The sequence below is a fragment of the Bacillus sp. FSL M8-0077 genome (assembly GCF_038050255.1).
Taxonomy (GTDB): domain Bacteria; phylum Bacillota; class Bacilli; order Bacillales; family Bacillaceae; genus Bacillus; species Bacillus altitudinis.
Genome location: NZ_JBBPAF010000001.1, coordinates 220,588 through 246,268, shown reverse-complemented (window position 1 = coordinate 246,268; position 25,681 = coordinate 220,588). Strand labels below are relative to the sequence as shown.

The following is a 25,681-nucleotide window of genomic DNA, read 5'->3' as shown; positions in this document are numbered from 1 at the left end:
TTCTAACCTGAACTTTTATCTTTGTTCATTTTTTTGCCTGTTATATTATCTCTCAATTCTCCATTTTCTGAAATAGTCGAACATGCTTATTTCAAAAGAGAGCGCTTTTTCAACGGTTCAATCTATTAGACTGATTAACTACCTTTACCCTTATTTTGAAAATAACAAAACAAAAAAGAAAGAGGAAATGACTTCCTCTTCCCTCTGAACACGTATCATCCAAAGAAAAAAGGATAAAAGGGAAACCCTCTTATCCTTGTGAGATTGCTTGTTCTTTTTCAATGACAGCTAGTCTTTCTTGAACTTCTTCTTCAGACAAATTGTGTTGTTTCACATAAAGATTACGTTCGCTTGTACGGCATTCATGGCTGCAGCTGCGCATATATTTATGTTCGCTTTCTTCTGTAGCAATCATTTTGCGGTTACATGCAGGATTCGCACAGTTCACATAACGCTCGCAAGGTTCACCAGTGAAGAAATCTTTTCCTACCACGACGTGCTCTGTTTGATTGACTGGAACCGTTAGGCGGTTATCAAACACATAACATTGACCGTCCCATAGCTTTCCTTGAACTTCTGGGTCTTTTCCGTATGTGACAATTCCACCGTCAAGCTGGGATACATCTTCAAAGCCTTCACGCTTTAACCATCCTGAGAATTTCTCACAGCGTACGCCGCCTGTGCAATACGTCAGAATTTTTTTCCCTTCTAAAATCTCTTTGTTGTCACGAATCCACTCAGGTAATTCACGGAACGTCTCAATGTCAGGGCGCACAGCACCTCTGAAGTGACCGACATCAAACTCATAATCATTACGTGCATCAATCACGACCGTATCAGGTGATTGCATTTGCTCGTAAAATTCAACTGGGCTGAGATGATTACCCGTTAATTCTAGCGGATTCACATCATCTTCAAGACTTAAATTCACCAATTCATTTCGATGACGGACGTGCATTTTTTTAAACGCATGACCATCTGCTTCGTCAATTTTAATTGGCATGGACGCAAAGCGTGGATCTTCTTTCAATGCTTGCATGTACTTGTCCGTCTGCTCAATGGTACCAGAAACGGTTCCGTTTATGCCTTCAGATGAAACAAGAATTCGACCTAACAAACCAAGCTCCTTACAGAATGCTAGATGCTCTGCTGTAAACGTTTCTGGATCCTCAATGGGGACATATTGATAGTAAAGTAATACACGATATTGTTTTTCCATATATATAAACACCTCTTAAATTTAATCAAAACATACCATTTTATATCATACAGGAAATACATACCTTAAGGCAATGTCAGCAGTTCAATTCCATAAAACGGAAGGGTCTATAGTCTCATATTGTTCGATTATTTGACAGAACTTTCTGTAAAATGAGATGATTTAAGAACTATATGATTTCGTAAAGGAGAATAAGTCAATGATCCAGCCAGAAGATATTGTCAGAAGCGGTCCTAACCAGTTTATTTCTCAAAAGGGGATTTATCATGAACTCGAGTCACTTGCATCTCCTTTTCACTCACCTGCTATAGTGACAGGATATGACTCATATCAAGCCTTTTCACAGTACACAAAGCTTCCATCCGAGTGGCCTATTGTTCAGCATAAAGGTTACAGTTCACCAAATGCGATTACACGAATTGCGGAAGAACTCAAGAGTTCAGACGTGATCATCGGGATCGGTGGCGGAACGATTTTAGATACAGCGAAGTCTGTTGCCGACGCTCTCCAAATTGAAGTGATCATGGTGCCGACGATTCCTGGGACATGTGCGGCTTCTACACCGCTCAGTGTCATTTATGATGACAAGGGAAATTTCATGAGGGTCGACTATCATAAGCGGTCCAGCTATCTCACGTTAATTGATCATACTTTTTTGCTTTCATCTCCTCTTTCCTATCTTCAAAGCGGAATTGGGGATACGCTGGCAAAATGGTATGAAGCGGAAGCCATTATTCGTAACACAAAAGGCACTTTGCCGCTCATGGTACATGCTGCATTAAAGCAGGCAGTGTACGTTCGTGACATTCTTCTGACTCATAGTGAAGAAGCCGTTAGCAGTTTAAAAACAGGTCAGCTTTCTCAAGCCTTTGCAGATGTAACAGATACGATCATTACGTTAGCGGGAACAGTCGGCGGCTATGGAGGACGTTATGGCAGAATGGCAGGAGCCCATGCCGTTCATAATGGATTAACATTTATTGATGAAACACATCATGTGTTACATGGACAAAAAGTGGCCTATGGCATTCTCGTTCAGCTTGCCGCAGAAAACCGTATGACGGAAGTAGAAGAATTACTTGAGCTTTATCAAACACTCGGATTACCTAGAACGATGCGTGAGCTTGGCATCACAGCTCATCTAGAGGAAGCAGCACATACAGTGGCAAACCATGCTGCACGTAAAGATGAAACCTTTTGTTTGATTGGAGACTATACGAAAGAGCAAATTGTCGACGCCATTCAAATCATTGAGACCTATCAGCCTCAAAAGACGGTCTGAACATACGGGCAAATAAAAAGCACAGGCATCTTGAAGTAAACCATTTCAACTAGACAGAGTTAAAAATATCCTTAGCAGCCTAAGTCCTATATTGATATGGGCTTAGGTTGTTTAACGTATTTTGGAACCGTTGACGCGCTTTATCTGCAGTAAGTAATTTCAAAGAATGGTACGATATTGAAAAGATTCGAATGAATTCAGTTTATTAAGACAAAAGACAATTCAAAATATTGTGATAGGAGGGAATTTGTTTGTTATTTGTGGGGATGGCCATTTTAATTGTGGTGTGTATTTCTGGGTCCATAATCGAGAAGAGAATAAAAAACATGGAGCAACAAAACGACACCATCATAGAACTGTTAAAAGAACAATTGAACAATAAAAAATAAATGATACGGTTGGAAAAATGAACATAAATACATAGATTCAGTTTTGATATAGAAAAATTTTTCATACATGCATTATCCAAAAATTTCCTTTTCTCGAATTCCTGACTTTCATCCGAAGTTTATTAAGTATATTAGGGATGTATATTGAGTTGATTATCATAAATTTTTACGTATTTTCGCCATAAAAAATACCCCTCATAACAGACAGATTCTTGCACTTTCTTTTCTCTCTGTCTGCTATGGGGGATCATATTACCTTACCCTATGCTTTCTTTCTATTAAAAATCGAAGTTGTCTGGGTCTGGACCTGTGCGCTCATCTTCATTGAGCTGATCAATGACACTCATTTCATGGGCGGACAGCTCGAAATCAAATACGTTTGTGTTTTCGATGATTCGGCTCTTCGTCACAGATTTCGGAATGGTGATAATGTCATGCTGCAAGTCCCAGCGAAGAATGACTTGCGCCACTGACTTCTCATGTTTTTTCGCAATATCTTGAAGCACCGGATGGTTAAGAAGTTTTCCGCTACCTAATGGCGACCATGCTTCTACATGAATGCCTTTTGCCTTGCAGTAGTCACGTAAAGGCTCCTGCGTCAGCTTCGGATGCAGCTCAATTTGATTGACCATTGGCACCACTTCTGCCTCTTCTAATAAATCTTCTAGATGGTGCTGATGGAAGTTACACACGCCAATGGCTTTCACACGGCCATCCTTATACAGCTTTTCTAGCGCCTTCCACGTTTCTTTATATTTGCCTTCAACCGGCCAATGGATTAAATAAAGATCCAATACATCCAGACCAAGTTTGTTCATACTCGTTTCAAAGGCTTCAAGCGTTGACTCATACCCTTGATCACTATTCCACACTTTTGTCGTAATGAACAGATCATCGCGAGAGATGCCTGATTGCTGAATGGCTTTGCCAACACCTTCTTCATTTTGATAGGCCGCTGCTGTATCTATACTGCGATAGCCCGCTTCTAGTGCGTCTTTGACTGCATTTACAGCCTCATCCCCATCTTTTACTTGCCATACACCAAAGCCAAGCTTCGGCATTTTCACTCCGTTTGCTAATGTGACTGTATCTGTTAATCCACTCATCAAACAAACCTCCGCTTCATTTTTACTTACCATGCACTATACCCGAATGTGCGAAAGATCATGCATGAAAATAGACCATTCATAGACTGAATGATCTTATTTGATATATTGTCCAAAATCGACTTGATTTGCATCAACGATTTGGTATTCACTTGTTCGATTTTTTGTTTTAGAACCATCATACGTCTCTAAAAAGCTTTGGTCATAAAAAGTCAGACCATAAGTTTCCTTTTCATTCTCGTACACTCTGATCCAATACGATTCTTTAGAGGCTTTTTTAGCTTCGTTCACTTTCTTTAATTGAATACCCGAAAATTTCTTCAGCAGCTTTTGAATATCCTCTTTCTTATCCACCACAACGCGCTCATCATCATGCTCAATTTGAATGGAAGTCACTTTATCTTTATCAATCGAGACCACATCATCAAAAGCATATGTTTTGGCATTGATCATAAAATAAAGACCTATTCCGATGAAAATAACGACTACTAAACCAATGATCCACTTCTTCAACCTAACTCCTCCTTCAATTCACGCCATCCCTATACAAACAGCGAGGTCCAATCATCCTCCTCAGAGAATACTTGAATCCCATGCTGTTTCAGCAAGGCAGACGTCACACCGTCCCCAGCCTTTGTCTTCCCGTTAAACTCTCCCCGATAGATCATCCGGCTTCCGCAAGAAGGGCTGTACTCTTTTAACACGACGGATGTTGCGCCAAGAGTCTGAACCTGCTTAAGCGTGTCTTGTGCACCTTTTACATACATCTCTGTCACATCTGTTCCATGAACATCAACAACAGAAGCCTGCCCCCGTAAGACATCATGACCATCTCCACCAATAATTTCTGCGGGAGGTCTTGGTGTAGAGAAACCGCCAAGCAGCTCAGGGCAAACTGTTACCGCCTTTCCCTCCTGCACAAGCTCTTCAATTCGCTGATCTAATCGATGGCTACCGTTATACCGGACCTTCATCCCAGCAAGACAAGCGCTGACCACAATCACGTTTGTTCCTCATTTTTATGGATTGAGTGTTTTTTACTAACTTTAAAATAAATACATACAGGCAGATAGAAGATCGTGTACCCTAAAAAGGGCAGAGCACAATACAATGCAGCAGCCCAAATCGATCCTTCAACTCCTGTGATACCAAAAAAATAAACAAATAATAGCAAGCTGACAAACAATCCGACGAACGGCATGATGGTTGCTGATTTTTTAAAATTTTCCATCATTTCTTTCCCCAAAGAAGCTCCCTCCCTTTTCACATCATCACGAACAACGTCAATATATGTTAATTTTACCATAAAAAAACCGAAAGCATCTAGTTTATTGAAAGCTTCCGGTTCGTTTTTTATATCTTTTCCTTCCAAGTCTTTAAGAAGCGCTCAATAACCTGTAGCTCGTCTTCATTAAATTCATGGAGGAATTCTAAGTAGGAGGAGACTGCCTGTTCATGAAGCTCATCATGCAGTGCCGCCAGCTGTGTGCCTTCCTCTGTGAGTGAATAATAGACGGATTTCTTGTCACCTTGCCGGTGGCAATAGTCGACCATGCCCTTGTCGATGAGCTTTTTCACAGCCTTTGTAATTGCTGGTTTTGATAGTTTTAGTTGTTGTGAAAGAAATGTATTATTAGATTCATTAGGGTTTGCTTGAATCATAGATAAAATATGAAGCTGTGTAAGTGTCCAATCTTGCTTGAGTGTATCAGTCGTGGTAATCAGTGGATCTGTTGGATCGTTCCGTTTCTTTTCCCTATACATAATCAAATCTTGAATCGCTTTTAAGACAATCTGCTCTTTTGTTTCCATCTGAACCTCCACTCTTAACTGGTTAATAAAATGGTACTAATAATCAATAAAGGAGTCAAAAGAAATGTGGGAATGAGGAAAAGAATGGGTCATCAGACCTTATAAATAAAAGAACTTTTTTACTAGATTACAATAAACGGCACAATTTCCTTTTCTTTGCTATCATTTAAAATAGGTAACCGTCATTCAAAAAAAGAAGGTGAGAGAATGAACACAAAGCAGCAAATGGCCATTCGGCAGTTAGAAGAAAAAATAAATTTGTTTTCTTCTGTTGTAAACGGATCGTTCCTATCATCGGAAGATTTCGTTCTATCAAACACGCATATATCAACTGACACGTTCAATTTGTTATTACCGATTTCAGCGCACATACAAAATCAACAAAAAGTGGAAGCTGCCATCGAACAAATGCAGCGACAGCAGCTAACATTCAGCACATGGATTACTCAAAGCCTGCTCCATCCTGACTGGTCGAATATCATGCAGAAATATGGGCTTCAAGAAGTGGAACGCAATACCATCATGATGCTTGAACATACATACGACATGGATCAAAGGACATCTCACTCACTTACGATTAAGGAAGTGACTGACGATCAAACCTTTCTCGATTATCAACATTTATTTATCGAACTTTTCGAAGGATCATCTGAAGCAATCGCTTTAAACACCTATTTCCAGCGCTTCTCGATTGAACGATTACACCCGAATACCCGCATGTTCGTTGGATATGAACACAACAAACCAGTCACAACGGGCTTATTGATTGAAACAGCAGACAGCTACGGTATTTATGATGTCATCACAAAGGCAGAACACCGCGGAAGAGGACTTGGCAGTGACATGTTTCATTACCTTCTGACCCAGACAGATAACAAACAAAAGTGTGTGATGTTACAAGCCTCAAATGACGGCAAACATATCTATCAGCGTGCAGGATTTCAACCAATTGGAGAAATGGTTGTTTTTGAATGATTAAAAGGAGAGGTGTCATGTTCCTCTCCTTGATATCTTTTAATGATGAGAATGGGTTTGTTTCTCTTTTTTCTGCTTGTCTTTTAATACTTTTTTCTCATCTTCTGTCAGTTGGCCCACAGTGATTCGTTTTATTGGCATGATGTGCTGATCTGCCACTGTTACGTCTAACCGTATGTCATACAAACCATCCTCAGGAAACATGTAGTTTGCTGTATACACACCTTCCCCTTCCCATTTTGCTTTTACGGGCGTTTGACGGTCATCTCCATATTTCCATACACTTATTTTGATATCAGAGGATGCACGAATTGGCTGACTATTTTCTTTGATTACAAAACGAAATGCTTGCTCTTTTGGACTCGATATGTGACTTGGTATATTGGTGTTTACATGAATTACCGATGGTTTTTCGTAAAGCTCCTCCGTATTCGGATTAAGCTGGCAAGCCGTTAGGAACATCAAGAGGAAACCCAGTATCCAACTTTTTTTCATATGCTATTCCCCCTTATTCTATGCACCTAAAAATTGCTTCAGTCTCGGTAGTCGCTGTATGATGAATAAGTCCATCAGCAGCACAATAATGAGCGACAGACCGACAAGCGGAAAAATAATCCCTAACCCAACAAGAAGCAAGACGAACCACTTTAATCTGCCTTTAGCTGGTGCTTTCGGTGCGCCTAGCGAACCTTTTGGTTTTCGATTCACCCAAAGCAAAAATCCACTAATAACAACCCCCACAATCCCTACACATATGAGTAAACCAGCCAGCTGATTCACTAGACCAAACTCTGTTCCTTTATGTAATGTAATACCAAGGGCAATGGTTTTCCCCATCCAGCCATACTGAGCATAACGATAGTCTGCTAGAACCGCTCCTGTATATTGGTCGAGATGGACGGTCGCTTCATCTTTTGCCTTTGGCGGAAAGACCGACAATGTATAAACGCCATCTGCCGTTTGCGGAATATACACTTGATAAGCAGGATGCACCTTCTGTTCATTTGCAATGCGAACAACATCATCCATGGATAGCTTTAAAAAAGAGGACTGGTCAGAAGCAGGGACATCCATCTTCTCAGCCGCCCAAGGGACGTCAGCTACTTCCTCTGTTTTTACTTGTGATGTTGGTTTATCGCCCACCCAAACAGATGGCGGATATCCTTCACCTGTATTTGTTGCAAATTTTTGAAATTCATTTCCCCATAAACCGGACCATGGCAGACCCGTTAAGATGAGAAATAACATGCCTGCCGATACCCAAAAGGCTGGAACCACATGTAAGTCACGTATTAGCAGCCTTTTTCCTTTTGTCAAACGCGGCATGATCACACCACTGAAACGTTTTGGCATTCGTGGCCACCACAAATAAATGCCTGTCACGATGAGGACAATGCCCCAGCAGGCTGTCAGCTCAACGATTCGGTCACCAATTGTTCCTGCCATCAGTTCCCCGTGTATTTCCTCCACACGGTTCATAAACTTCATTTCATCATTCATTCGCCCTAACACTTGTCCTGTATAGGGATTCACATAGGCTGTATAGGTCTCCTCACCTTGTCTAAAACCGACTTCAGCTGAACGCGTTTTTCCTTCTCCCGGCTGATATCTCGTTAGCTCTGCATTCGGATAAGCTTCCTTAACCGCCTCAATCTGGTTTGTAGGAGCCAATTTTTCTCCTTCAGCTTTCACATGGTAAAGCTTATCGTACATCGATTCCTCAATCTGCGGCTTAAACAAATAAATAGCTCCAGTTACAGCAAGCAACACGAAGATAGGCATAAAAATCAACCCCGCATAAAAATGCCATCTCCACGCTATTTGATAAAAGGAAGCTGTACCTCTTGAACGATTCTTTCCCGTCTTCTTCAACCCCATTCCTCCTTGCACCTTTCTCTTTTCAGATTACTGATCAGTCGTACGACAAACAAGCTAGTTGCAAAGAGTAGATGTGAAGTAAGAACGAACAAAAATGAATGTACATTCATTCATTCCTTTGGTACATTTAAAAAAAGGAGCTGAAGAACAGATGGTTCGACCAGGCGATCAATTTCAAACAAGCAAAACCTATACGCATGAAGATGTGATCCAATTTGGCGAGATGACAGGTGATCTTGGCAAACATCATACCGAGCTAGATGACCAAGGCAGGCTCATGGTACACGGCTTTCTCACAGCAAGTCTAGCCACGAAGCTTGGCGGTCAGTTTCATTTTATCGGTCAAGAGATGACATGTACCTTCATACGCCCTGTTTATACAGGTGACACCATTACCTGTCAGATGGCCGTCACCAAGGTAGAACCCCTTGAAAAATACCATCGTGTCCACCTTTTTTCCCGTTATATCAATCAGCATGGAGAAGAAGTCATTACTGGTAAAAGCGAAGGTGTGGTTTTAAAAAAATAAAAAGCTGCCTATGATGAGGCAGCTAACTAACACGGAAACGATCTTATTCTCTTCTATTCAGCGTGATGCTGACGATCCATATAAAGCGGCGGTCTCTTTAATGAAATCACTGCACAGCTAAAGGCAATCAGCACAAAAACAGCGCCGAATTTAGCCAAATCAACAGATGAACCAGTCATTGTAAACATGACGCCGCCCACTGCTGATCCAATGGAAATTCCAATTTGCAAAGCGGATGTATTCAAACTCTGCTGAATATCAGACGTCACAGGGTCTGTTTGAATCAAATAGCTCTGCAAAGCAGGTGTCAGTGCCCAGCTAAGAGCACCCCATAAGACAACCATCACCATAAAGAGCATAAACACTCCCGCTGTATAAGGAAGGATAAACATCACAATGGCAAACGCCATGGTCACAAGCAAAATGGCTTTTCCTGATCCTAATTTGTCACTAAGCCAGCCGCCAAATCCATTCCCGCCAATCGACGCAAGCCCGAAGACCAAATAACAAATACTAATCCAAAACGGAGTCATATGCAGAACTTCCATGAGAAATGGCGTGAAATAAGAATACAGCATATAATGACCAGCAAGCATGAACAAACTAATCAAATGTGCACTGAAAATTTTCGGATGCCCTAAAGAACGAATTTGTTCTTTAAGTGGTGTCACTTTTTCAACAGGCATTTTCTCTAATAGGAAATAAATCAGCACCATGGATATGGCTGACAGAATACTGATTCCTAAAAACATCACTCTCCAGCCAAAGCTCTCTGTAATAAAAATACCGATCGGTACACCGAGAACAAGTGATGAGCTAATCCCTATAAAAATCAGACCTAATGCTTTCGCTCGATGCGCCGGTTCCACCAGCTTGGCGGTAATCGTCAATGATAACACCACAACAAGCGCCGTACTCATGGCAATCAAGACCCTAGAGATCATGACAAGGGCAAAGGTGGAACTAAAATATGTGAATACATTGCCTAATGTAAATACCAATAATGCGATTAAATACAGACGCTTTCGTTCGATTTTGGCTGTGACGGTCAGCAGCACCGGTGCTGAAATAGCATACACAATCGCAAATACCGTAATAAGCTGTCCAGCTGTCGCAAGAGACACATTGAGATCCTCTGCTAAACTTGGCAAAATGCCCCCGACCACAAGCTCAACTAATCCAACCGCAAAAGTAGAAACAGCTAATAAATAAACTCTCCAGTTCATGTCTAACATCCCTTCTCTATATCATGGCTTTCACTTTTGATACAGGGTGCAGACAAACAAAAAAACCCTGATTACAAAAAAGGAAAGCGCGCTTTTGTAATCAGGATTTATCGGATCCTGGTAGAAACCCTCAAACCATATTATTGAGGTTATACAAGTCTATTTTTTTCTTCAAATATATTAGCATAGCCTTACATAACGTGCAAGCTGCAAAAACAGAAAATGTCTGCCAATGGCTCAGCGACATAAACGACCTCAGAATGGCATGAAATGAACTTGCGGACCAACTTGCTTTCTCCCCCATTTACAGGTAAACTGATGAAAAATCAACGAACAAGGATCAACGTAGATCTGGAATAGTAGCTTGAATTGATCTTTACCAGAGAGGGAACGGTGCTGAGAAGTTCCTACTGACATCTTCAAGTGAACCTGCCGATTTAGTTCTGTTTCATACAGCGGTTCATACCGTTATCATGATCGAGTGTAAAGCTGTGCTTTAAATTAGGGTGGTACCACCAGGAATGGTCCCTAACTTAAAGCACAGCTTTTTTGTTTTTTTAAAAGGAGGAAAAAGACGATGTCAAAGAAACAATTTGTTGAGAAAATTACAAGTATGGAAGACGACTTTGCCCAGTGGTATACAGATGTTGTCACAAAGGCGCGTCTCGTCGATTATTCAAGCGTTAGAGGCAGTATGATCATTCAGCCATATGGCTTCAAAATTTGGGAGAATATTCGCGACGAACTTGATCGTCAAATCAAAGAAACGGGTCACGAGAATGTCTATATGCCGCTCTTTATCCCAGAAAGTCTGCTCCAGCAAGAAAAGGATCATATCGAAGGCTTTGCTCCTGAAGTGGCGTGGGTGACACATGGCGGTGATTCGGAATTACAAGAAAGACTCTGCGTCAGACCAACGTCTGAGGTGCTGTTCGCTGAGCATTATAAAAACATCATTCACTCCTATCGTGATTTACCGAAACTATATAACCAATGGGCCAATGTCGTCCGCTGGGAAAAGACAACACGTCCATTCCTTAGAACCCTTGAATTCCTCTGGCAGGAAGGGCACACTTGTCACGAGACTGAGCAAGAAGCGATTGAAGAAACAGAAAGAATGCTCCATATCTATGCGTCTATTTGTGAAGAGCTTCTAGCGATCCCTGTCATTAAAGGCAGGAAAACAGAGAAAGAAAAATTCGCTGGCGCCCGCTTCACCTATACGGTTGAAAGCTTGATGCATGATGGAAAAGCCCTGCAAACCGCCACTTCTCACTTCTTGGGCAACGGATTTGCCAAGGCGTTTGGCATTGAATTTTTAAATCGAGAAGGAAAATTAGAGCATGTCCAGCAAACATCATGGGGCTTCACCACAAGAATCATTGGCGCTATGATCATGGTGCATGGCGATGACAGAGGACTTGTCCTGCCGCCAAATATTGCGCCAACCCAAGTACGTGTTGTGCCAATTGCTTCCCATAAAGAAGGTGTCCTCGATCATGCCTATGAATTAAAGGATCGACTCGCCCGCATCGCACGCGCTGACATCGATGCAAGTGATAAACAGCCTGGCTGGAAATTCAACGAATGCGAAATGCAGGGCATCCCATTACGCGTAGAAGTAGGACCAAAGGATATGGAAAAAGGCCAGGTCATGCTCGCAAGACGAGACACAGGTGAAAAGCAAGCCGTCACGTTAGATGCACTCGAACAAACCATCACGGCCACGCTTGAAGACATTCAACAGACGATGTACGAAAAAGCAAAAGAACGATTACATGAAAAAACATCAAACGCCCACACGATCGAAGACATCGAGCAGGTTCTTGCCGAAGAAAACAGGTTGATCAAAGCCATGTGGTGCGGTGATGAAGACTGCGAAAACGACATCAAAGAGAGAACAGGGGCGACATCACGCTGTATCCCGTTTGAACAACAATCCGTTTCTGACACATGTGTCTGCTGCGGGAAACCTGCTTCTTATATGGTGTTCTGGGCAAAAGCCTACTAATCATATTTCAAATTGTTGACAAAGGGCTAAAATGAACTTTATTTTAGCCCTTTGTCTTCTTTTCAGCGTGATAGAAAATCTTTGCAACCTAGGAAGGACGAGTACTGGCAGAGCGAATTTGACATTCGTAAGCACCAACACGCAGGACTGACAAAGAATGCGAGGGTTTGTCTATACGCTGAAGCATCTTATACGATGCTTCTTTTTTGTTAAAAAGAGCCAAATATCCATTGACCTCATTCACACAATCCCCTATAATTCATATTAATATAATCGGCTTTTAAGACTTTAACTGGAGTGGTGATCTATGAAGCGCTGGCTCTCAATATTTAACGAACGTTGTCCAAAATGTAAAACAGCATTAGATGTCTCGAAGTCCAATGCCTTGCAAGGCAAAGTCGTGAAAACATGCCCCAATCTTCATTATCAAAAAGAGTACCACCCTGCACTTGAAACGTATATCGAGCACGATGACATGAAATAAAAAAGACCAACACATGGAAAAGAGCCCTTGCTCTCAGTTGTTGGTCTTTTTCTTATAATAAATCCACCCAGATTTTGATCGCTGTGGCTGTAATCATCACGGCAAGCGCCCACTGCAAATAAACGGCATTGATTTTCTGACCAATTTTCGCCCCAATCGGCGCGGCCATCAAACTGGCTACCATTAAGATAAGAGCAGGCATGAACATGACTTGACCCGTCAGCACTTTCCCAGCAGATGCGCCGATCGCAGAGAGAAACGTAATCGCCAGAGACGAGGCAATCGTCATCCGCACAGGGATTTTGAGAATCGATAGCATCACCGGTACTAAAATAAAGGCACCGCCTGCACCTAATACGCCCGATACACTTCCGATCACAAAAGCAATTCCAGCCGCCAGTCCTTTATGAAAGGTCACCTCTCCATCCGCTTCTGCTCGCTGTCCTTTTTTCGGAATAAGCATTAAAATGACAGCGACAATGGCAAGCAGACCATAGACCACATTGATACCTTTCTCTGGAAGGAAATGCGAAAAATAGCTCCCTATTAAACTTCCTGCCAATATACTGCTCCCCATATATAAAATCAATGGACGATGTAAAAATCCGCTTTTTCGATACGCCAGCACACCGCCAAGTGTCGAAAATAATACTTGAATGGCACCAATCCCTGAAACCTCATGTGCCGATAACGCCATCACTCCGACAAGAGGTGGGATATAAAGCAGCATGGGATAGTTGATCACAGATCCTCCTATTCCGACCATTCCTGATAAGAAGGAACCAACAAATCCGATGATAAATAAAGTAATGAAAAACGCAAAATCCACGCTGGTCTCCTCCTTTGCAAAAAGAAAAGGGGCTCCCTCACAGATACCCCTCGCCCTTTTAGGACCCTTTTCTCACCCAGAACTTCAGCACATGCCCTTCATCTGTCTGCGTGATCAATTCATGTCCGCTTGACTTAGCCCATGCAGCCAAATCAGCTTTAGCTCCTTTATCTGTTGCATGTATTTCTAATACTTGGCCTTCAGCCAAGTCATTCATTTTTTTCTTCGTCCGAATAATTGGCATCGGGCATGCAAGCCCGGTTACGTCTAAAATGTGATCTGATGTCATCTGATCATCCCTCGCTTCTTTATTTTATTGAACATTATCGAATCGCACAACGGTTTGGACCAATTTCCATGTCTCGCTGTGCTTCCTCGTCTGGATGCAGCTTCCCCATATTGGTAGACCGAATGTCTTGATAAGCGTTTGGCTGTGCAGGTAGATGCTGCGTGACCATTTGTCTAAATACGTCTTCATCTTCAATGTTCAGCCCGTGATTTTCTTCAAACAAAGCGCCTAGCTCCTTCCAAACGCTCCCGTCTTCATTAAGTTCATCCACGATCATAAAATGTGCAGGTAGCACAATCAATTCTGCCGAAAGCGCCGTATATCGTGTATAAAGGGTTTCCCTCAAATCACCTACCCAGTCCTCCGCCATACCGGCTAGATCAGGTCGTCCGATCGAATCAATGAACAAAATATCACCTGAAAGGAGGTAACGGCCGTCTACGATAAAAGAGGTTGAACCAATCGTATGGCCCGGTGAATAAAGGGCATGAATATCAATCTCCGTCGCTCCAATCGTCACACGCTGTCCTTCTTCAAGGTGTTTGTAATCAAATGTCACCTCTTCGGCGTCTTTTGGCGGCAGCCAGTAGATAGCGCCAGTCTGTTCAGACAGCTTTTTCCCGCCAGATATATGGTCCGCATGAAGGTGCGTATCAAACACATGCGTCACCGTGACTTGATGTTTTTTAGCAAATTGCGTATAGATCTCCGTCATTCTAGCCGCATCAATAATCGCAGCTTCCCCATTCGACATGATCATATACGACAAGCATCCCTTGCCCATTCGCACAAATTGGTACAACTCTCCACCGCCAGTTAAATCACCGATCTTCACTGGCTCTAAATGCTCACTCCATGCCTTCATGCCGCCTTGCAAATAATGGACCGTTCTGCCTGCCTCTGACAGCATCTCTGCCACCATAATAGAGGAGCCTTCTTTCGCACAAACGACCAGTACATCTAGGTCATCCGGTATGTTCTCCACCATATCCTCTACGCCATCAAGAAGCTCAAAGTAAGGCACATTTAAATATTCAACGGCTTTCCCTTCAATTTTCCAGTCCTGCACATCTGATTCGTTTCGTACATCTAACAAAAAGAGGGGCTCTTTGTTGATGATTTTTTTTGTTAACTGTTCTGCTGTCATTGCTTTTACAGTCATTGGTTCATTCAGCTCCTATTTTTCAATCTCTCCTGTCCAGCTGTTCATGCCTGGCACTACATTGATCAATTGATTGAATCCTTTTTCTTTTAACTTTTGTGCGGCTAATTCACTTCTTCTGCCTGAATGACAGATGAGGTAAATGAGCGTCTCTCGGTTCAATTCTTCAGCACGTTGTTCCACCTCACCGAGAGGGATGTGAACAGCTCCTGGAATATGACCCGCTTCGTATTCATCCGGCTCTCGTACATCTAAAATAAACAATGACTGATCTTCTTTTACCTTCTGTTGAAACATGTTCAACGACATTTCCGAAATCATTGACTGCTCCTCCTCCTGTTTCGCTCCACCTTTACGAATCAAATGATGAAGCACCTGTCCTTCTACTTTTGTTCCTAAAAATTCATGACCGGCGCTTTTTGACCAAGCTGCTAAATCCGCTGTAGACCCTTTATCGGTTGCTTGCACTTCAAGCACATCTCCTGGCAAGAGCTCATTCATTTGTTTTTTCGTTTTGACAATGGGCATTGGGCATGCCAATCCTTTTGCATCTAGAATTGCTGTTGGTTGCTGCATTGTTTTTCCTCCTTTTATAGGGGTGGGGGTATATTTTAAAGCCTATTGATACCTATAATCGCCAAGCATTCATGCCACCCTTGATATTCGTAATGTGGGTAAATCCCTGTTTTTTTAACAATTTAGCCGCCTGCATACTTCTCATCCCGCTTTGGCAGATCACATACACTTCTTTGTCTTTCTCAAGCTCATGCGCTCGTTCCTTTAACTGGAATAAGGGGATATTTTGAAATCCTTTTATATGATTTGTTTGAAACTCTAAAGGTGATCGCACGTCTATCAGCTGTTGATGCCGACTATGCAATTTAGGTTTCAGATGAGCTGTGTCCATTTGTTTCACACCCCGTACGGGAAGAAAACGGCTCACAAGCAAAGCGATCACAATGATGAGCAAAAACGTTTGAATCATGTATGGACACCCCCCTAGATAAATAAATTCACATTCCCGATTTCTGCCTCTGCTAAATACGCTGCCACACCTGCATATTGAATGTCTGCTAGTAACTCGTTCTCCTGTAGCCCTAAAAGATCCATCGTCATCGTACATGCCACGAGGTTGATGTCTTGTTCCTTCGCCATATCAATGAGCTGCGGCAGGGTCATGGCATTGTGTTTGTTGATCACATGCTTAATCATCTTCGGTCCCATTCCTGCAAAATTCATCTTTGACAGCCCCATTCGATCAGCACCGCGCGGCATCATTTTGCCAAACATTTTTTCTAAAAATCCCTTCTTCAGTGGCACCATCTCTTCCTTACGCAAGGCATTCAGCCCCCAAAAAGTATGAAAAATAGTCACCTCGTGATCATAAGCTGCTGCGCCATTTGCAATAATATAAGCGGCCATCGCTTTATCATAATCTCCACTAAATAAAACAATCGTCGTTCGTTTCTTTTGTTCTTCCATCATGATCCTCCTTATCTTAATTACCCATGGGGGTATACAAAAAGCAAAAAATATATACACATACCGGTAAGGGTATATTATAACAAGTAAAAAAATTCGTCAACCTCCAAAGGCTGAGGAATTTCTTACCGGCTTTTCACCAAGAGCTCAACCGCTTCTTTGACAAGCCCCTCTGTATCCTTGCCCTGCTCAAGACTTTCACGGACACATTGTTCAAGGTTTGTACTCACAATCACACCCATTGCCCGATCAATGGCATTGCGTGATGCAGACAGCTGCGTCACCACCTCGCGGCAATCTTTTCCCTGCTCCATCATCGCAAGAACTCCTTTAATCTGCCCTTCAATCCGGCGAAGACGATTCTTCATCTGCTGATTATACTCCACGTTTAACACTCCTTTCTCTTTTCCCTATGATCAGATAGTATACCCTGATAGGTATTTAGTCAAACATGATGAATCAGTATAAAAGAGCTGCTGAGAGCAAATGTCGCAGCAGCACGTTCTCTTTAAGCACTCGCTTCCTCTCGAGAGCGCTTATTTCCTTTGTAAATAAAATAAAGAGCGATCAGCATAAAGAACAATGCCAATATGCGTTTGAGATCAAGTGAAATCACCAAGCTATGGAACCAGCCAAAATGATCAATGACCATTCCAATGACAAGCTGCCCAGCAATCCCCGCGGCAATCTAGAAATACCGATATGTCAAGCCATTGCATATTTATCTCTAAATTGGTAAAAAGGAAATAATCAACGCTATAAGGAATATTTCAAGAAATGAGGGTAACCCATGACTTTACAGCATTATATTGGATCAAACAAAGAACTGCCGCTTGGTACCATTGGTCAAAATCCTACCTATAAACCATTCTCTGAACTAAATATCAGCATGTTTGATAAAAAACAAAAAAAGCACAAAATCTATCAAAAAGAAGATCTTTTGATAGAAGTATTTGAAACAGAAGAGGATTTCGAAGGCATTTACATTGATTATCTAGATCCCGTCAATGAAGCGGTAAGAAATAAATTCACGCATCCTTTTGTTTATGAATTAGACATCATTCATTCTCTTCGTGCACTTTTTAAATTCATTGAAAAAGAGCTGTCAAAAGGAGAAACCATCGAAATCTATTCTTGTCTAAATGAACTCGAAATGAAAGAAAAGGACGATCAATTGGATGTAGAAATTGACCTAAGCAAAAAACGGTTTGGAAAACATATCGATTTTAAAGGGATCGATGAACTGATTGATATGTTTGAATTAGAAAACTTACAATATGTACTGGTGAAGAGGTAGAGGAGAATTGACAAGTTACATCAAAATGCTGTGTTATTAGAGATTGTAGAAGCGTAACCTTGGTTACGCAAAGATCCTTTGAAGTTATTCATAGAAAAGCGCATATAAATGTAACACGGAGGTAGTTGAAGGAACCAAAATTTCCTCAATTACCTCTCTTCAGATCATCATAAACTTTTTCATATTATTTGAACTAGATAAGCGAATAGACGGCATGTCTCAATCAGCGATACCCGAAGAAGCTAAATGTCATGATTAAGTTTAAAAAGCACAAAATAATTTCTACCATAAATACTTAATTTATCTAAATTATAACGAAGGAAGGATTCCTCAAATCTATTCTTCTCTCCAAACAATATCTACCCTTCAATTAAACGTTTTAACTTAAGCTCCGTTTCAGTATCCTCAACTGGAGTATAGACACTGCATCTTAAATCAGTATCCCCATACACTTGTAATGAAGTGAGATTAAACAACATTTTCCCTGCCTTAGCATGACGAAATTCAATTAATACTTCAGGTGCATAGCTTATCTCATTTTCATTCCATATTTTACGAAACTCAGGATATGCCTGCTCCATTTCTTCTATAAATTGCTCATACCAGTCATCCGCCACATACTGTCCATAATACGTTCTAAATATAGCGATATATCCTCTAACAAAATGCTCCCAATTCACGGCTAAACTTTTAAATTCCTTTCTTGCGAATAGTAAGCGTATGATATTTCTTTCTGCCGGGATGATTTGTTCAAAGTCCAAAAATACATTAGCTGCTGCTTGATTCCACCCAACAATCTGACTTCTTCTATCAGATATAATCGTTGGGCAATAACGAAGTTCCTGCAGAATTTTCACTAAAGCCGGACTGATTTCCTTCTCATTCTCAATGATATAGGATTGTTTCACACCTTCCTCTAACGCTAAAGCGTACAAATATCTCCTTTCATCGTTATTTAATTGTAATGCACTAGAAATAGCATCTAATACCGAAGTAGATACTTTTATATCTCTGCCTTGCTCTAACCATGTATACCAAGTAAGACTCACACCGGCTAGTTGAGCCACTTCTTCTCTTCTGAGTCCTGGTGTTCTTCGGCGGGTTCCTACAGGTAAACCAACCATTTGAGGCGTGATTTTCGAATGTTGGTTCAGGAATCGGGGGCATACAATCGCTTGTTGATAATGTGAATGTATTAGATAAACGATGTCCATCGAGAGTAAGCCCTAGCCTTGTCCCCATGATGATTTCAAATGCAGCTGCGGCCCAAATCAGCATAAAATTAGGCGCACAAGGGCCATCATTGTCACCGGTCACAGCTTGTTCTATCGGGAACACCTCAATTGGTGAAGCTTTCAATGCGATCCGAAACGATGAAGCAGATATTATATTTGCCGGTGGAGCAGAAGCTGCCGTCAACCAGATATCTTTGGCTAGTTTTGGAAACGCACATGCACTATCTACTAGAAACCAAGACCCAAATCGAGCTAGCCGTCCATTCGATACAGATAGAGATGGCTTTGTTATGAGTGAAGGCGCAGGTATCTTAGTATTAGAATCATTAGAAAACGCAATTATTAGAGATGCGCCGATACTATGTGAAGTAGTGGGATACGGGGCTAGTTCAGATGCTCATCATATGGTCGCTTCACACCCAGAAGGTAGGGGTGCTTACTTAGCCATGAAGAAAGCATTGAGAAGTGCAGATATATCAACTAGTGAAATCGATGTTATTAGTGCTCATGCAACAAGTACACAAGTAGGTGATCGTTCAGAAGTTCTAGCGATTAAGAAATTATTTGGTGATCGTTCAGGTGAAATTCCAACAATGGCGAACAAGTCAATGACTGGGCACATGTTTGGTGCTGCTGGCGGAGTAGAAGCGATTGCTTTAGTGGAAAGTTTGAGACGAGGATTGATTCCGCCAACTATTAATGTAGAGAAACAAGATCCAGATTGCAATTTAGATGTTGTATTAGAAGCGAGACAGCTTCCATTGAAATATGGGCTATCCAATTCTTTTGGTTTTGGAGGACATAATTCAGCCATCTTGTTAAAACATTACGATTGAAGTAGTGAAAAGGTGAAATAATGACAAAATATGACGAGCCTCAACAATCTGATATATTAAATGGAGAAAAGAAAATACTTAAAAAATTGAAAGAGCAGGTGACCCATGCCAAACAACCAAACACCCAACCCACTCATCACTGAAAAATCACCCTACCTCCTTCAACACGCCCACAACCCAGTTCACTGGTACCCGTGGGGGCAAGAAGCATTCGACAAAGCGAAACGTGAAAATAAACCGGTGCTTGTCAGCATCGGCTACGCCACTTGCCACTGGTGCCACGTCATGGCACACGAAAGTTTCGAAGATCAACAAGTCGCTGACATCCTTAACGAGCATTTCATTTCAATCAAGGTCGATCGTGAGGAGCGTCCAGACATTGACTCGATGTATATGTCCGTTTGTCAGATGATGACGGGGCAAGGCGGCTGGCCGCTCAACGTGTTTGTCATGCCTGATCAAAAGCCTTTTTATGCGGGGACATACTTTCCAAAAAGAAGTGCTTACGGCCGTCCCGGCTTCATTGAAGCACTGACGCAATTGCGGGATGCGTATCACAACGACCGAGATCATATTGAATCATTGGCAGAAAAGGCAACAAATAATTTGCGGATCAAGGCAGCAGGGCAGACAGAAAATACGCTCACTCAGGAGTCGATTCACAAAGCCTATTATCAGCTCATGAGCAGCTTTGATACACTGTATGGCGGCTTCGGTTCTGCGCCTAAATTTCCTGCGCCTCATATGCTCACGTTTCTCATGCGCTATTTTGAATGGACAGGGCAAGAAAATGCGTTATATGCTGTCACAAAAACGTTAAACGGCATGGCAAACGGCGGTATTTATGATCATATTGGTTCTGGATTTACTCGATATTCAACCGATGAAAAATGGCTTGTGCCGCATTTTGAAAAGATGCTGTATGATAACGCCTTGCTGATAGATGCCTACACCGAAGCCTATCAAATCACTCAACATCATGAGTACGAAAAGCTTGTCCAGGACCTCATTCAATTTATCAAACGAGACATGATGAATCGTGACGGCTCTTTTTATTCCGCAATCGATGCCGATTCAGAAGGAAAGGAAGGGCAATATTACGTTTGGACAAAAGAGGAGATCATGACCCATTTAGGTGATGACCTCGGCGCTTTATTTTGTGCGGTCTACCACATCACAGAGGAAGGGAATTTTGAAGGACAGAACATCCCTCATACCATTTCCACCTCATTTGATGACATCAAGGCAGCGTATTCAATCGACGACAAAACCCTTCATTCCAAACTGCAATCCGCTCGACACATCTTACTCACTGTAAGACAGGAGCGACCTGCACCGCTGATCGATGACAAGGTACTCACCTCGTGGAATGCGCTGATGATCTCCGCACTTGCCAAAGCAGGGAGTGTCTTTCATGAAAAAGAGGCCATCCGCATAGCAAAACAGGCAATGTCTTTTCTAGAAACACACCTCGTCCAGCAGGAACGGCTCATGGTCCGCTACAGGGAAGGGGACGTGAAGCATCTAGGCTTTATCGAGGACTATGCTCACATGCTAACAGCTTATATGTCTTTATACGAAGCGACCTTTGACCTAGATTGGCTGACAAAAGCCAGAGCCGTTGCTGAAAATATGTTTGAACTGTTTTGGGATGAACAAATCGGGGGCTTTTTCTTCTCAGGCTCAGATGCAGAAGCGCTTATCGTTCGTGAAAAAGAAGTATACGACGGGGCCATGCCGTCTGGTAACAGTACTGCACTCCAACAGCTTCTGAAACTAAGCAGAATGATCGGACGTCAAGACTGGATCGAAACACTAGAGAAGATGTTCAGCGCCTTTTACGTCGATGTCTCTTCCTATCCAAGCGGACATACCGCCTTTTTACAAGGACTATTAAGCCAATATGCCGTAAAACGAGAAATCATTATTCTCGGGAAAAAGGGTGATCCGCAAAAAGAACAGCTTCTACAGGCATTGCAAAAACGATTCATGCCATTTGATCTCATTTTAACTGCCGAAACAGGGCAAGAATTAGCAAGGCTCGCACCTTTTACAAAAGATTACAAAACGATCAACGACAGCACGACGGTCTATATTTGTGAAAACTACAGCTGCCGACAGCCGATCACCAATCTCGACGAAGCGATGGAACAATTATTCCAAACTTGAGCTGTCATATGATGACTATGAGAAGACAAAATGAGGACAAACAGATAAAAAAAATGTCAATCCGCTAACAATTTGTCTGTACGGTTTTATTTTCTCTCTAAAACGGATAGAATGCGCACTAGATGTTCTCATACCGAAGGGAGAGAAAATAATTGAAAAAAGTATCATATACACTCATTGCTTGTCTGTTATCAGTGGGGCTTGCAGCCTGCTCATCAAACGATGCGAAACAGGATAAGCAAAACGATTCAGCCAACAGCAAGGAAACAACACAGGCTGACCAAAAAGAGCAGCAAAAGCAAATGGAAAAGATGCAAAAGAAATTAGACGCACAAAAAATTGATGATCAAAAGGTCGTTGCGACCGTCAACAAAGATAAAATCACAGGCAGTGAATACAATAGCGCCCTATCGACCATTCAAGGCCAGCTTCAGCAGTCAGGACAAGACCCAACATCTAAAGAAGGCGCAAAAGCAGTCAAGAAGCAAACCATTGATGCGCTCGTAGGTCAAGAGCTCATCCTGCAAGATGCTGAGAAGAAGGGCTATAAAGCCTCTGACAAGCAAGTCGATAAGCAGCTAAAAGAAGAAAAGAAACAATTTAAAGACAATGCTCAATTTGAAGAAGCACTCAAAAAGAGCGGACTGACAATGGATCAGCTGAAAAGTGATATTGCCGACAGCATCAAATACAGCCAATATGTCGACAAAGAGATTAAATCAGCCTCTGTGTCTGAAAAAGACGTCAAAGCGTACTATGACCAATACGCTGAACAAATGAAAAAACAAAAACAAAAAGCACCTGATTTCAAAGACGTCAAATCACAAATCAAGAAGCAGTTAGAATCTCAAGAAAAGCAAAAAGAAGTACAAAAAGAAATTGATCAACTAAAGAAATCTGCAAAAATTGATGTATCGATTTAACCACTATTAAAAATCCGCCATTGTGCGGATTTTTTTCATCACTTCATAAACTGTTTTTCCAAAATAATGACAAAAGCCTCATCATAAACATCTACTCCATCCGATATGATGGGAGTACAAAAGAAAGCGTTATCAAATCTTTTGTCTCTTAAAAAGTACAAGATCAAACACCGATCTCGTACTTTTGCTTCAGTCAATCGGACAACGACAAGAGGAGGATCTTTATGTTCAAATGGTTTAAACCAGCTCCGCATATCGACAGGCTCGATGATGCCAAAACAGACGAAACCTATAAACGGCTGCGGCTGCAAGTCTTTTTGGGAATCTTTATCGGATATGCGGGCTACTATTTGCTGCGCAAAAATTTCGCATTTGCCATCCCTTATTTACAGGAAGAGGGGTTCACAAAAAGTGAATTAGGCTTTGTACTAGCGGCCGTTTCAATCGCTTATGGATTTAGTAAATTCATTATGGGGATGATCTCAGATCGGTGTAACCCAAGATACTTTTTAGCCGTTGGACTCTTTCTATCAGCTCTTATCAATATTCTATTTGTCTCATTTCCATGGGTGACATCCAGTGTATGGATCATGTTTTTATTCATGTTCTTAAACGGCTGGTTTCAAGGAATGGGGTGGCCACCATGCGGACGAACGATGGCGCATTGGTTTTCGGTGAGTGAACGTGGAACGAAAATGTCCATTTGGAACGTCGCTCACAATATTGGCGGGGGGATTCTTGCACCGCTTATTACATTAGGAATTGTTTTGTTTGCGACGTGGAAAAGTATCTTTTTCTTCCCTGCCATCATTGCCATTATCGTCTCCTTCGTCATCATTCTTCTCGTACGGGACACCCCGCAATCCGCTGGTCTTCCGCCAATTGAAGAATACCGAAATGACTATCCGGCACAACAATATGAAGATCAAGAAAAAGAATTAACAGTAAAAGAGATTTTATTTAAATATGTACTCAACAATAAATTCCTTTGGTATATCGCCATTGCCAACGTCTTTGTGTACTTTGTCCGTTACGGGGTCGTAGACTGGGCACCTACCTATTTAACAGAAGCAAAAGGATTCTCACCAGAGCATTCACGCTGGTCTTATTTCCTTTATGAATATGCAGGCATCCCTGGTACATTATTGTGCGGGTGGATTAGTGACCGCTTCTTTAGAAGCCGCCGCGCACCTGCTGGCGTACTCTTTATGATTGGCGTATTAATTGCGGTTCTTGTGTACTGGTTAAACCCTGCTGGCAATCCAATGGTTGATAACATTGCCCTCATCAGCATCGGGTTTTTAATTTACGGACCTGTCATGCTCATTGGACTGCAAGCCATTGATCTCGCTCCGAAAAAAGCCGCTGGCACTGCTGCCGGGTTGACAGGATTCTTTGGATATATTGGTGGCTCTGCTTTCGCTAATGCCATGATGGGTGTCGTCGTCGATCACTATGACTGGACAGGAGGTTTCATTTTACTAGTTGGTTCTTGTATCCTTGCAATTGTGTTCCTCGCCATGACATGGAATACAGGAAAGCGCGTAGAGCAAGCTTAATGAAAATCACATAAAAGATTCATCTCCGCCCAACATGCCCTTTACATCTATTTCTTAAGATGGAGGCAGTTACCGTAAAAGGAGGATAAAATATGAAGAAAAGTAGATTACTTGCTTTCGTGTTACTCTCTTTTGCTTTACTGTCTTTTGGTTGGGTGCCGACCACCATATCGGCACATGAACATCTTTTATCTCCAGATCGGATTTTAACCGTTGCACACCGCGGAGCATCAGGGTATGCCCCAGAGCATACCCTAGCTTCCTACAAGCTCGCCACAAAGATGAATGCAGATTACCTCGAACTCGACCTTCAAATGACAAAGGATGGACACCTCATCGTCATGCACGATGAAACGGTTGACCGGACGACAAACGGAACCGGCTGGGTCAAAGACCTCACACTTGCCGAAATCAAACAGCTCGATGCCGGTGCATGGTTTAACGAAGCCAACCCCGACAAACAAAATGCCCACTTTATTGGACAGCAAGTCCTCACATTAGATGAGGTATTACGCTACTTCGGTAAACGAGAAAATTATTATATTGAAACCAAAAAACCAGACATCTATCCGCAAATGGAAGAAAAGCTATTGGCCGTCTTAAAGAAACATCATCTTCTTGGAAAACATACGAGAAAAGGGCAGGTCATCATCCAATCTTTCAGCCAAGAAAGTCTATTAAAATTGCAGAAACTCGCACCTCGGCTTCCAAAAGTACAGCTTTTAGACAGGGCGCAAATGACGTCTATTACAGATGATCAGCTCGACTTCATCAAATCGTATGCAGTGGGGGTCGGACCAAATTTTAGAGCATTGACACTTGAAAATGTACAGCAGGTCAGAAGCCACGGACTCCTCCTTCACCCATATACGGTAAACAGCGAAGCAGACATGACACGTCTTCTGCAATACGGCGTCACCGGTCTTTTCACCAACTTTCCAGATGTCTTTCAGCGTGTCAAAACTTCTCTGTAAACGACAAAAGCCTTG

28 protein-coding genes, 2 pseudogenes and 1 riboswitch are annotated in these 25,681 nt (G+C 42.0%); of the genes and pseudogenes, 12 read left to right on the top strand and 18 right to left on the bottom strand.

The annotated features are described in order from the left end of the window. Positions 1-250: 250 nt before the first annotated feature. On the bottom strand, positions 251-1,219 hold the full coding sequence (gene trhO, locus NST57_RS01385) for an oxygen-dependent tRNA uridine(34) hydroxylase TrhO (protein WP_341297873.1): 969 nt from the start codon (positions 1,217-1,219) through the stop codon (positions 251-253). A 199-nt stretch (positions 1,220-1,418) separates the two neighbouring features. Here trhO and NST57_RS01380 point away from each other — a divergent pair, with 199 nt between their 5' ends. Together NST57_RS01380 and NST57_RS01375 are read left to right on the top strand one after the other, a co-directional pair. Continuing rightward, a complete protein-coding gene (locus tag NST57_RS01380) occupies positions 1,419-2,501 on the top strand; it encodes an iron-containing alcohol dehydrogenase family protein (RefSeq protein ID WP_341297872.1) in 1,083 nt (360 codons plus the stop codon). A 251-nt stretch (positions 2,502-2,752) separates the two neighbouring features. Further along, a complete protein-coding gene (locus tag NST57_RS01375) occupies positions 2,753-2,890 on the top strand; it encodes a hypothetical protein (RefSeq protein WP_341299243.1) in 138 nt (45 codons plus the stop codon). Positions 2,891-3,168: 278 nt separating this feature from the next. On the opposite strand, the gene NST57_RS01370 is transcribed toward NST57_RS01375, so the two are convergent. From NST57_RS01370 to NST57_RS01350, 5 genes are all read right to left on the bottom strand, one after another. After that, the gene (locus NST57_RS01370) at positions 3,169-3,996 is read right to left on the bottom strand and encodes an aldo/keto reductase (protein ID WP_142153732.1); all 828 of its coding nucleotides are present in this window, start codon (positions 3,994-3,996) and stop codon (positions 3,169-3,171) included. 96 nt (positions 3,997-4,092) lie between these two features. Then, a complete protein-coding gene (locus NST57_RS01365) occupies positions 4,093-4,509 on the bottom strand; it encodes a DUF5301 domain-containing protein (RefSeq protein WP_341297871.1) in 417 nt (138 codons plus the stop codon). 29 nt (positions 4,510-4,538) lie between these two features. Further along, complete coding sequence (locus tag NST57_RS01360; RefSeq protein ID WP_142153726.1) at positions 4,539-5,000, bottom strand: 2-thiouracil desulfurase family protein; 462 nt, start codon at positions 4,998-5,000, stop codon at positions 4,539-4,541. Further along, positions 4,997-5,368: a hypothetical protein gene (locus NST57_RS01355; protein WP_341297870.1), complete on the bottom strand. Its 372-nt coding sequence runs from the start codon at positions 5,366-5,368 to the stop codon at positions 4,997-4,999. Before NST57_RS01355 ends, NST57_RS01360 begins: the two co-directional genes overlap by 4 nt. Next, positions 5,350-5,808, bottom strand: a complete 459-nt coding sequence (locus NST57_RS01350; protein ID WP_142153724.1) for a MarR family transcriptional regulator — start codon at positions 5,806-5,808, stop codon at positions 5,350-5,352. Before NST57_RS01350 ends, NST57_RS01355 begins: the two co-directional genes overlap by 19 nt. Before the next feature lie 207 nt (positions 5,809-6,015). Between NST57_RS01350 and NST57_RS01345 the strand changes: the two genes are divergently transcribed. Then, the gene (locus NST57_RS01345; protein ID WP_341297869.1) at positions 6,016-6,783 is read left to right on the top strand and encodes a GNAT family N-acetyltransferase; all 768 of its coding nucleotides are present in this window, start codon (positions 6,016-6,018) and stop codon (positions 6,781-6,783) included. A gap of 39 nt (positions 6,784-6,822) precedes the next feature. Here NST57_RS01345 and NST57_RS01340 read toward each other — a convergent pair whose 3' ends face one another. Both NST57_RS01340 and NST57_RS01335 read right to left on the bottom strand, forming a co-directional pair. Then, positions 6,823-7,278, bottom strand: coding sequence for a FixH family protein (locus tag NST57_RS01340; RefSeq protein ID WP_142153720.1), 456 nt, complete (start codon positions 7,276-7,278; stop codon positions 6,823-6,825). Positions 7,279-7,296: 18 nt separating this feature from the next. Beyond that, positions 7,297-8,661: a PepSY-associated TM helix domain-containing protein gene (locus NST57_RS01335; protein ID WP_341297868.1), complete on the bottom strand. Its 1,365-nt coding sequence runs from the start codon at positions 8,659-8,661 to the stop codon at positions 7,297-7,299. 151 nt (positions 8,662-8,812) lie between these two features. Between NST57_RS01335 and NST57_RS01330 the strand changes: the two genes are divergently transcribed. Further along, positions 8,813-9,190, top strand: a complete 378-nt coding sequence (locus NST57_RS01330) for a hotdog domain-containing protein (protein ID WP_073415831.1) — start codon at positions 8,813-8,815, stop codon at positions 9,188-9,190. Between the two features lie 53 nt (positions 9,191-9,243). Here NST57_RS01330 and NST57_RS01325 read toward each other — a convergent pair whose 3' ends face one another. Then, positions 9,244-10,416 (bottom strand): MFS transporter, encoded by a 1,173-nt coding sequence (locus tag NST57_RS01325; protein WP_017358727.1) that lies wholly within the window; start codon positions 10,414-10,416, stop codon positions 9,244-9,246. Positions 10,417-10,493: 77 nt separating this feature from the next. After that, positions 10,494-10,593: riboswitch (purine riboswitch) on the bottom strand. Positions 10,594-10,993: 400 nt separating this feature from the next. Between NST57_RS01325 and proS the strand changes: the two genes are divergently transcribed. Further along, complete coding sequence (gene proS / locus NST57_RS01320) at positions 10,994-12,427, top strand: proline--tRNA ligase (protein WP_341297867.1); 1,434 nt, start codon at positions 10,994-10,996, stop codon at positions 12,425-12,427. Between the two features lie 307 nt (positions 12,428-12,734). Next, entirely contained in the window at positions 12,735-12,911 is a 177-nt protein-coding gene (locus NST57_RS01315) for a hypothetical protein (RefSeq protein WP_017358723.1), read from the top strand. Positions 12,912-12,963: 52 nt separating this feature from the next. Here NST57_RS01315 and NST57_RS01310 read toward each other — a convergent pair whose 3' ends face one another. From NST57_RS01310 to NST57_RS01275, 8 genes and pseudogenes are all read right to left on the bottom strand, one after another. Then, positions 12,964-13,740 carry a sulfite exporter TauE/SafE family protein gene (locus NST57_RS01310; protein ID WP_341297866.1) on the bottom strand — a complete coding sequence of 259 codons (777 nt, stop codon included), beginning with the start codon at positions 13,738-13,740 and terminating at the stop codon, positions 12,964-12,966. Between the two features lie 58 nt (positions 13,741-13,798). After that, on the bottom strand, positions 13,799-14,029 hold the full coding sequence (locus NST57_RS01305; protein WP_008343881.1) for a sulfurtransferase TusA family protein: 231 nt from the start codon (positions 14,027-14,029) through the stop codon (positions 13,799-13,801). A 34-nt stretch (positions 14,030-14,063) separates the two neighbouring features. Beyond that, the gene (locus NST57_RS01300) at positions 14,064-15,191 is read right to left on the bottom strand and encodes an MBL fold metallo-hydrolase (RefSeq protein ID WP_341297865.1); all 1,128 of its coding nucleotides are present in this window, start codon (positions 15,189-15,191) and stop codon (positions 14,064-14,066) included. 15 nt (positions 15,192-15,206) lie between these two features. Continuing rightward, the gene (locus NST57_RS01295; protein WP_341297864.1) at positions 15,207-15,767 is read right to left on the bottom strand and encodes a sulfurtransferase TusA family protein; all 561 of its coding nucleotides are present in this window, start codon (positions 15,765-15,767) and stop codon (positions 15,207-15,209) included. 52 nt (positions 15,768-15,819) lie between these two features. Further along, a complete protein-coding gene (locus tag NST57_RS01290; protein ID WP_341297863.1) occupies positions 15,820-16,176 on the bottom strand; it encodes a rhodanese-like domain-containing protein in 357 nt (118 codons plus the stop codon). Positions 16,177-16,190: 14 nt separating this feature from the next. Continuing rightward, on the bottom strand, positions 16,191-16,673 hold the full coding sequence (locus NST57_RS01285; RefSeq protein ID WP_148780777.1) for a DsrE/DsrF/DrsH-like family protein: 483 nt from the start codon (positions 16,671-16,673) through the stop codon (positions 16,191-16,193). 125 nt (positions 16,674-16,798) lie between these two features. Beyond that, the gene (locus NST57_RS01280; protein WP_003217059.1) at positions 16,799-17,059 is read right to left on the bottom strand and encodes a metal-sensitive transcriptional regulator; all 261 of its coding nucleotides are present in this window, start codon (positions 17,057-17,059) and stop codon (positions 16,799-16,801) included. Between the two features lie 122 nt (positions 17,060-17,181). Beyond that, a pseudogene (locus NST57_RS01275) lies at positions 17,182-17,355 on the bottom strand (DMT family transporter); the annotation flags it as partial. A gap of 108 nt (positions 17,356-17,463) precedes the next feature. On the opposite strand from NST57_RS01275, the gene NST57_RS01270 reads away from it, so the two are divergent. Beyond that, positions 17,464-17,970 carry a hypothetical protein gene (locus NST57_RS01270; RefSeq protein ID WP_142153700.1) on the top strand — a complete coding sequence of 169 codons (507 nt, stop codon included), beginning with the start codon at positions 17,464-17,466 and terminating at the stop codon, positions 17,968-17,970. Between the two features lie 359 nt (positions 17,971-18,329). Here NST57_RS01270 and NST57_RS01265 read toward each other — a convergent pair whose 3' ends face one another. Continuing rightward, the gene (locus NST57_RS01265) at positions 18,330-19,184 is read right to left on the bottom strand and encodes a helix-turn-helix transcriptional regulator (protein WP_341297862.1); all 855 of its coding nucleotides are present in this window, start codon (positions 19,182-19,184) and stop codon (positions 18,330-18,332) included. On the opposite strand from NST57_RS01265, the pseudogene NST57_RS01260 reads away from it, so the two are divergent. The 5 genes and pseudogenes from NST57_RS01260 to NST57_RS01240 all read left to right on the top strand — a co-directional run. Then, positions 19,115-20,041, top strand: a pseudogene (locus NST57_RS01260) (beta-ketoacyl-[acyl-carrier-protein] synthase family protein); the annotation flags it as partial. The gene NST57_RS01265 and the pseudogene NST57_RS01260 overlap by 70 nt on opposite strands. Before the next feature lie 105 nt (positions 20,042-20,146). After that, a complete protein-coding gene (locus NST57_RS01255) occupies positions 20,147-22,210 on the top strand; it encodes a thioredoxin domain-containing protein (RefSeq protein ID WP_341297861.1) in 2,064 nt (687 codons plus the stop codon). Between the two features lie 152 nt (positions 22,211-22,362). Next, positions 22,363-23,133: a SurA N-terminal domain-containing protein gene (locus NST57_RS01250; RefSeq protein WP_282917031.1), complete on the top strand. Its 771-nt coding sequence runs from the start codon at positions 22,363-22,365 to the stop codon at positions 23,131-23,133. A 224-nt stretch (positions 23,134-23,357) separates the two neighbouring features. Next, the gene (gene glpT / locus NST57_RS01245; RefSeq protein ID WP_142153688.1) at positions 23,358-24,692 is read left to right on the top strand and encodes a glycerol-3-phosphate transporter; all 1,335 of its coding nucleotides are present in this window, start codon (positions 23,358-23,360) and stop codon (positions 24,690-24,692) included. Between the two features lie 92 nt (positions 24,693-24,784). Further along, on the top strand, positions 24,785-25,666 hold the full coding sequence (locus NST57_RS01240; protein ID WP_341297860.1) for a glycerophosphodiester phosphodiesterase: 882 nt from the start codon (positions 24,785-24,787) through the stop codon (positions 25,664-25,666). The last annotated feature ends 15 nt before the right edge of the window (positions 25,667-25,681 follow it).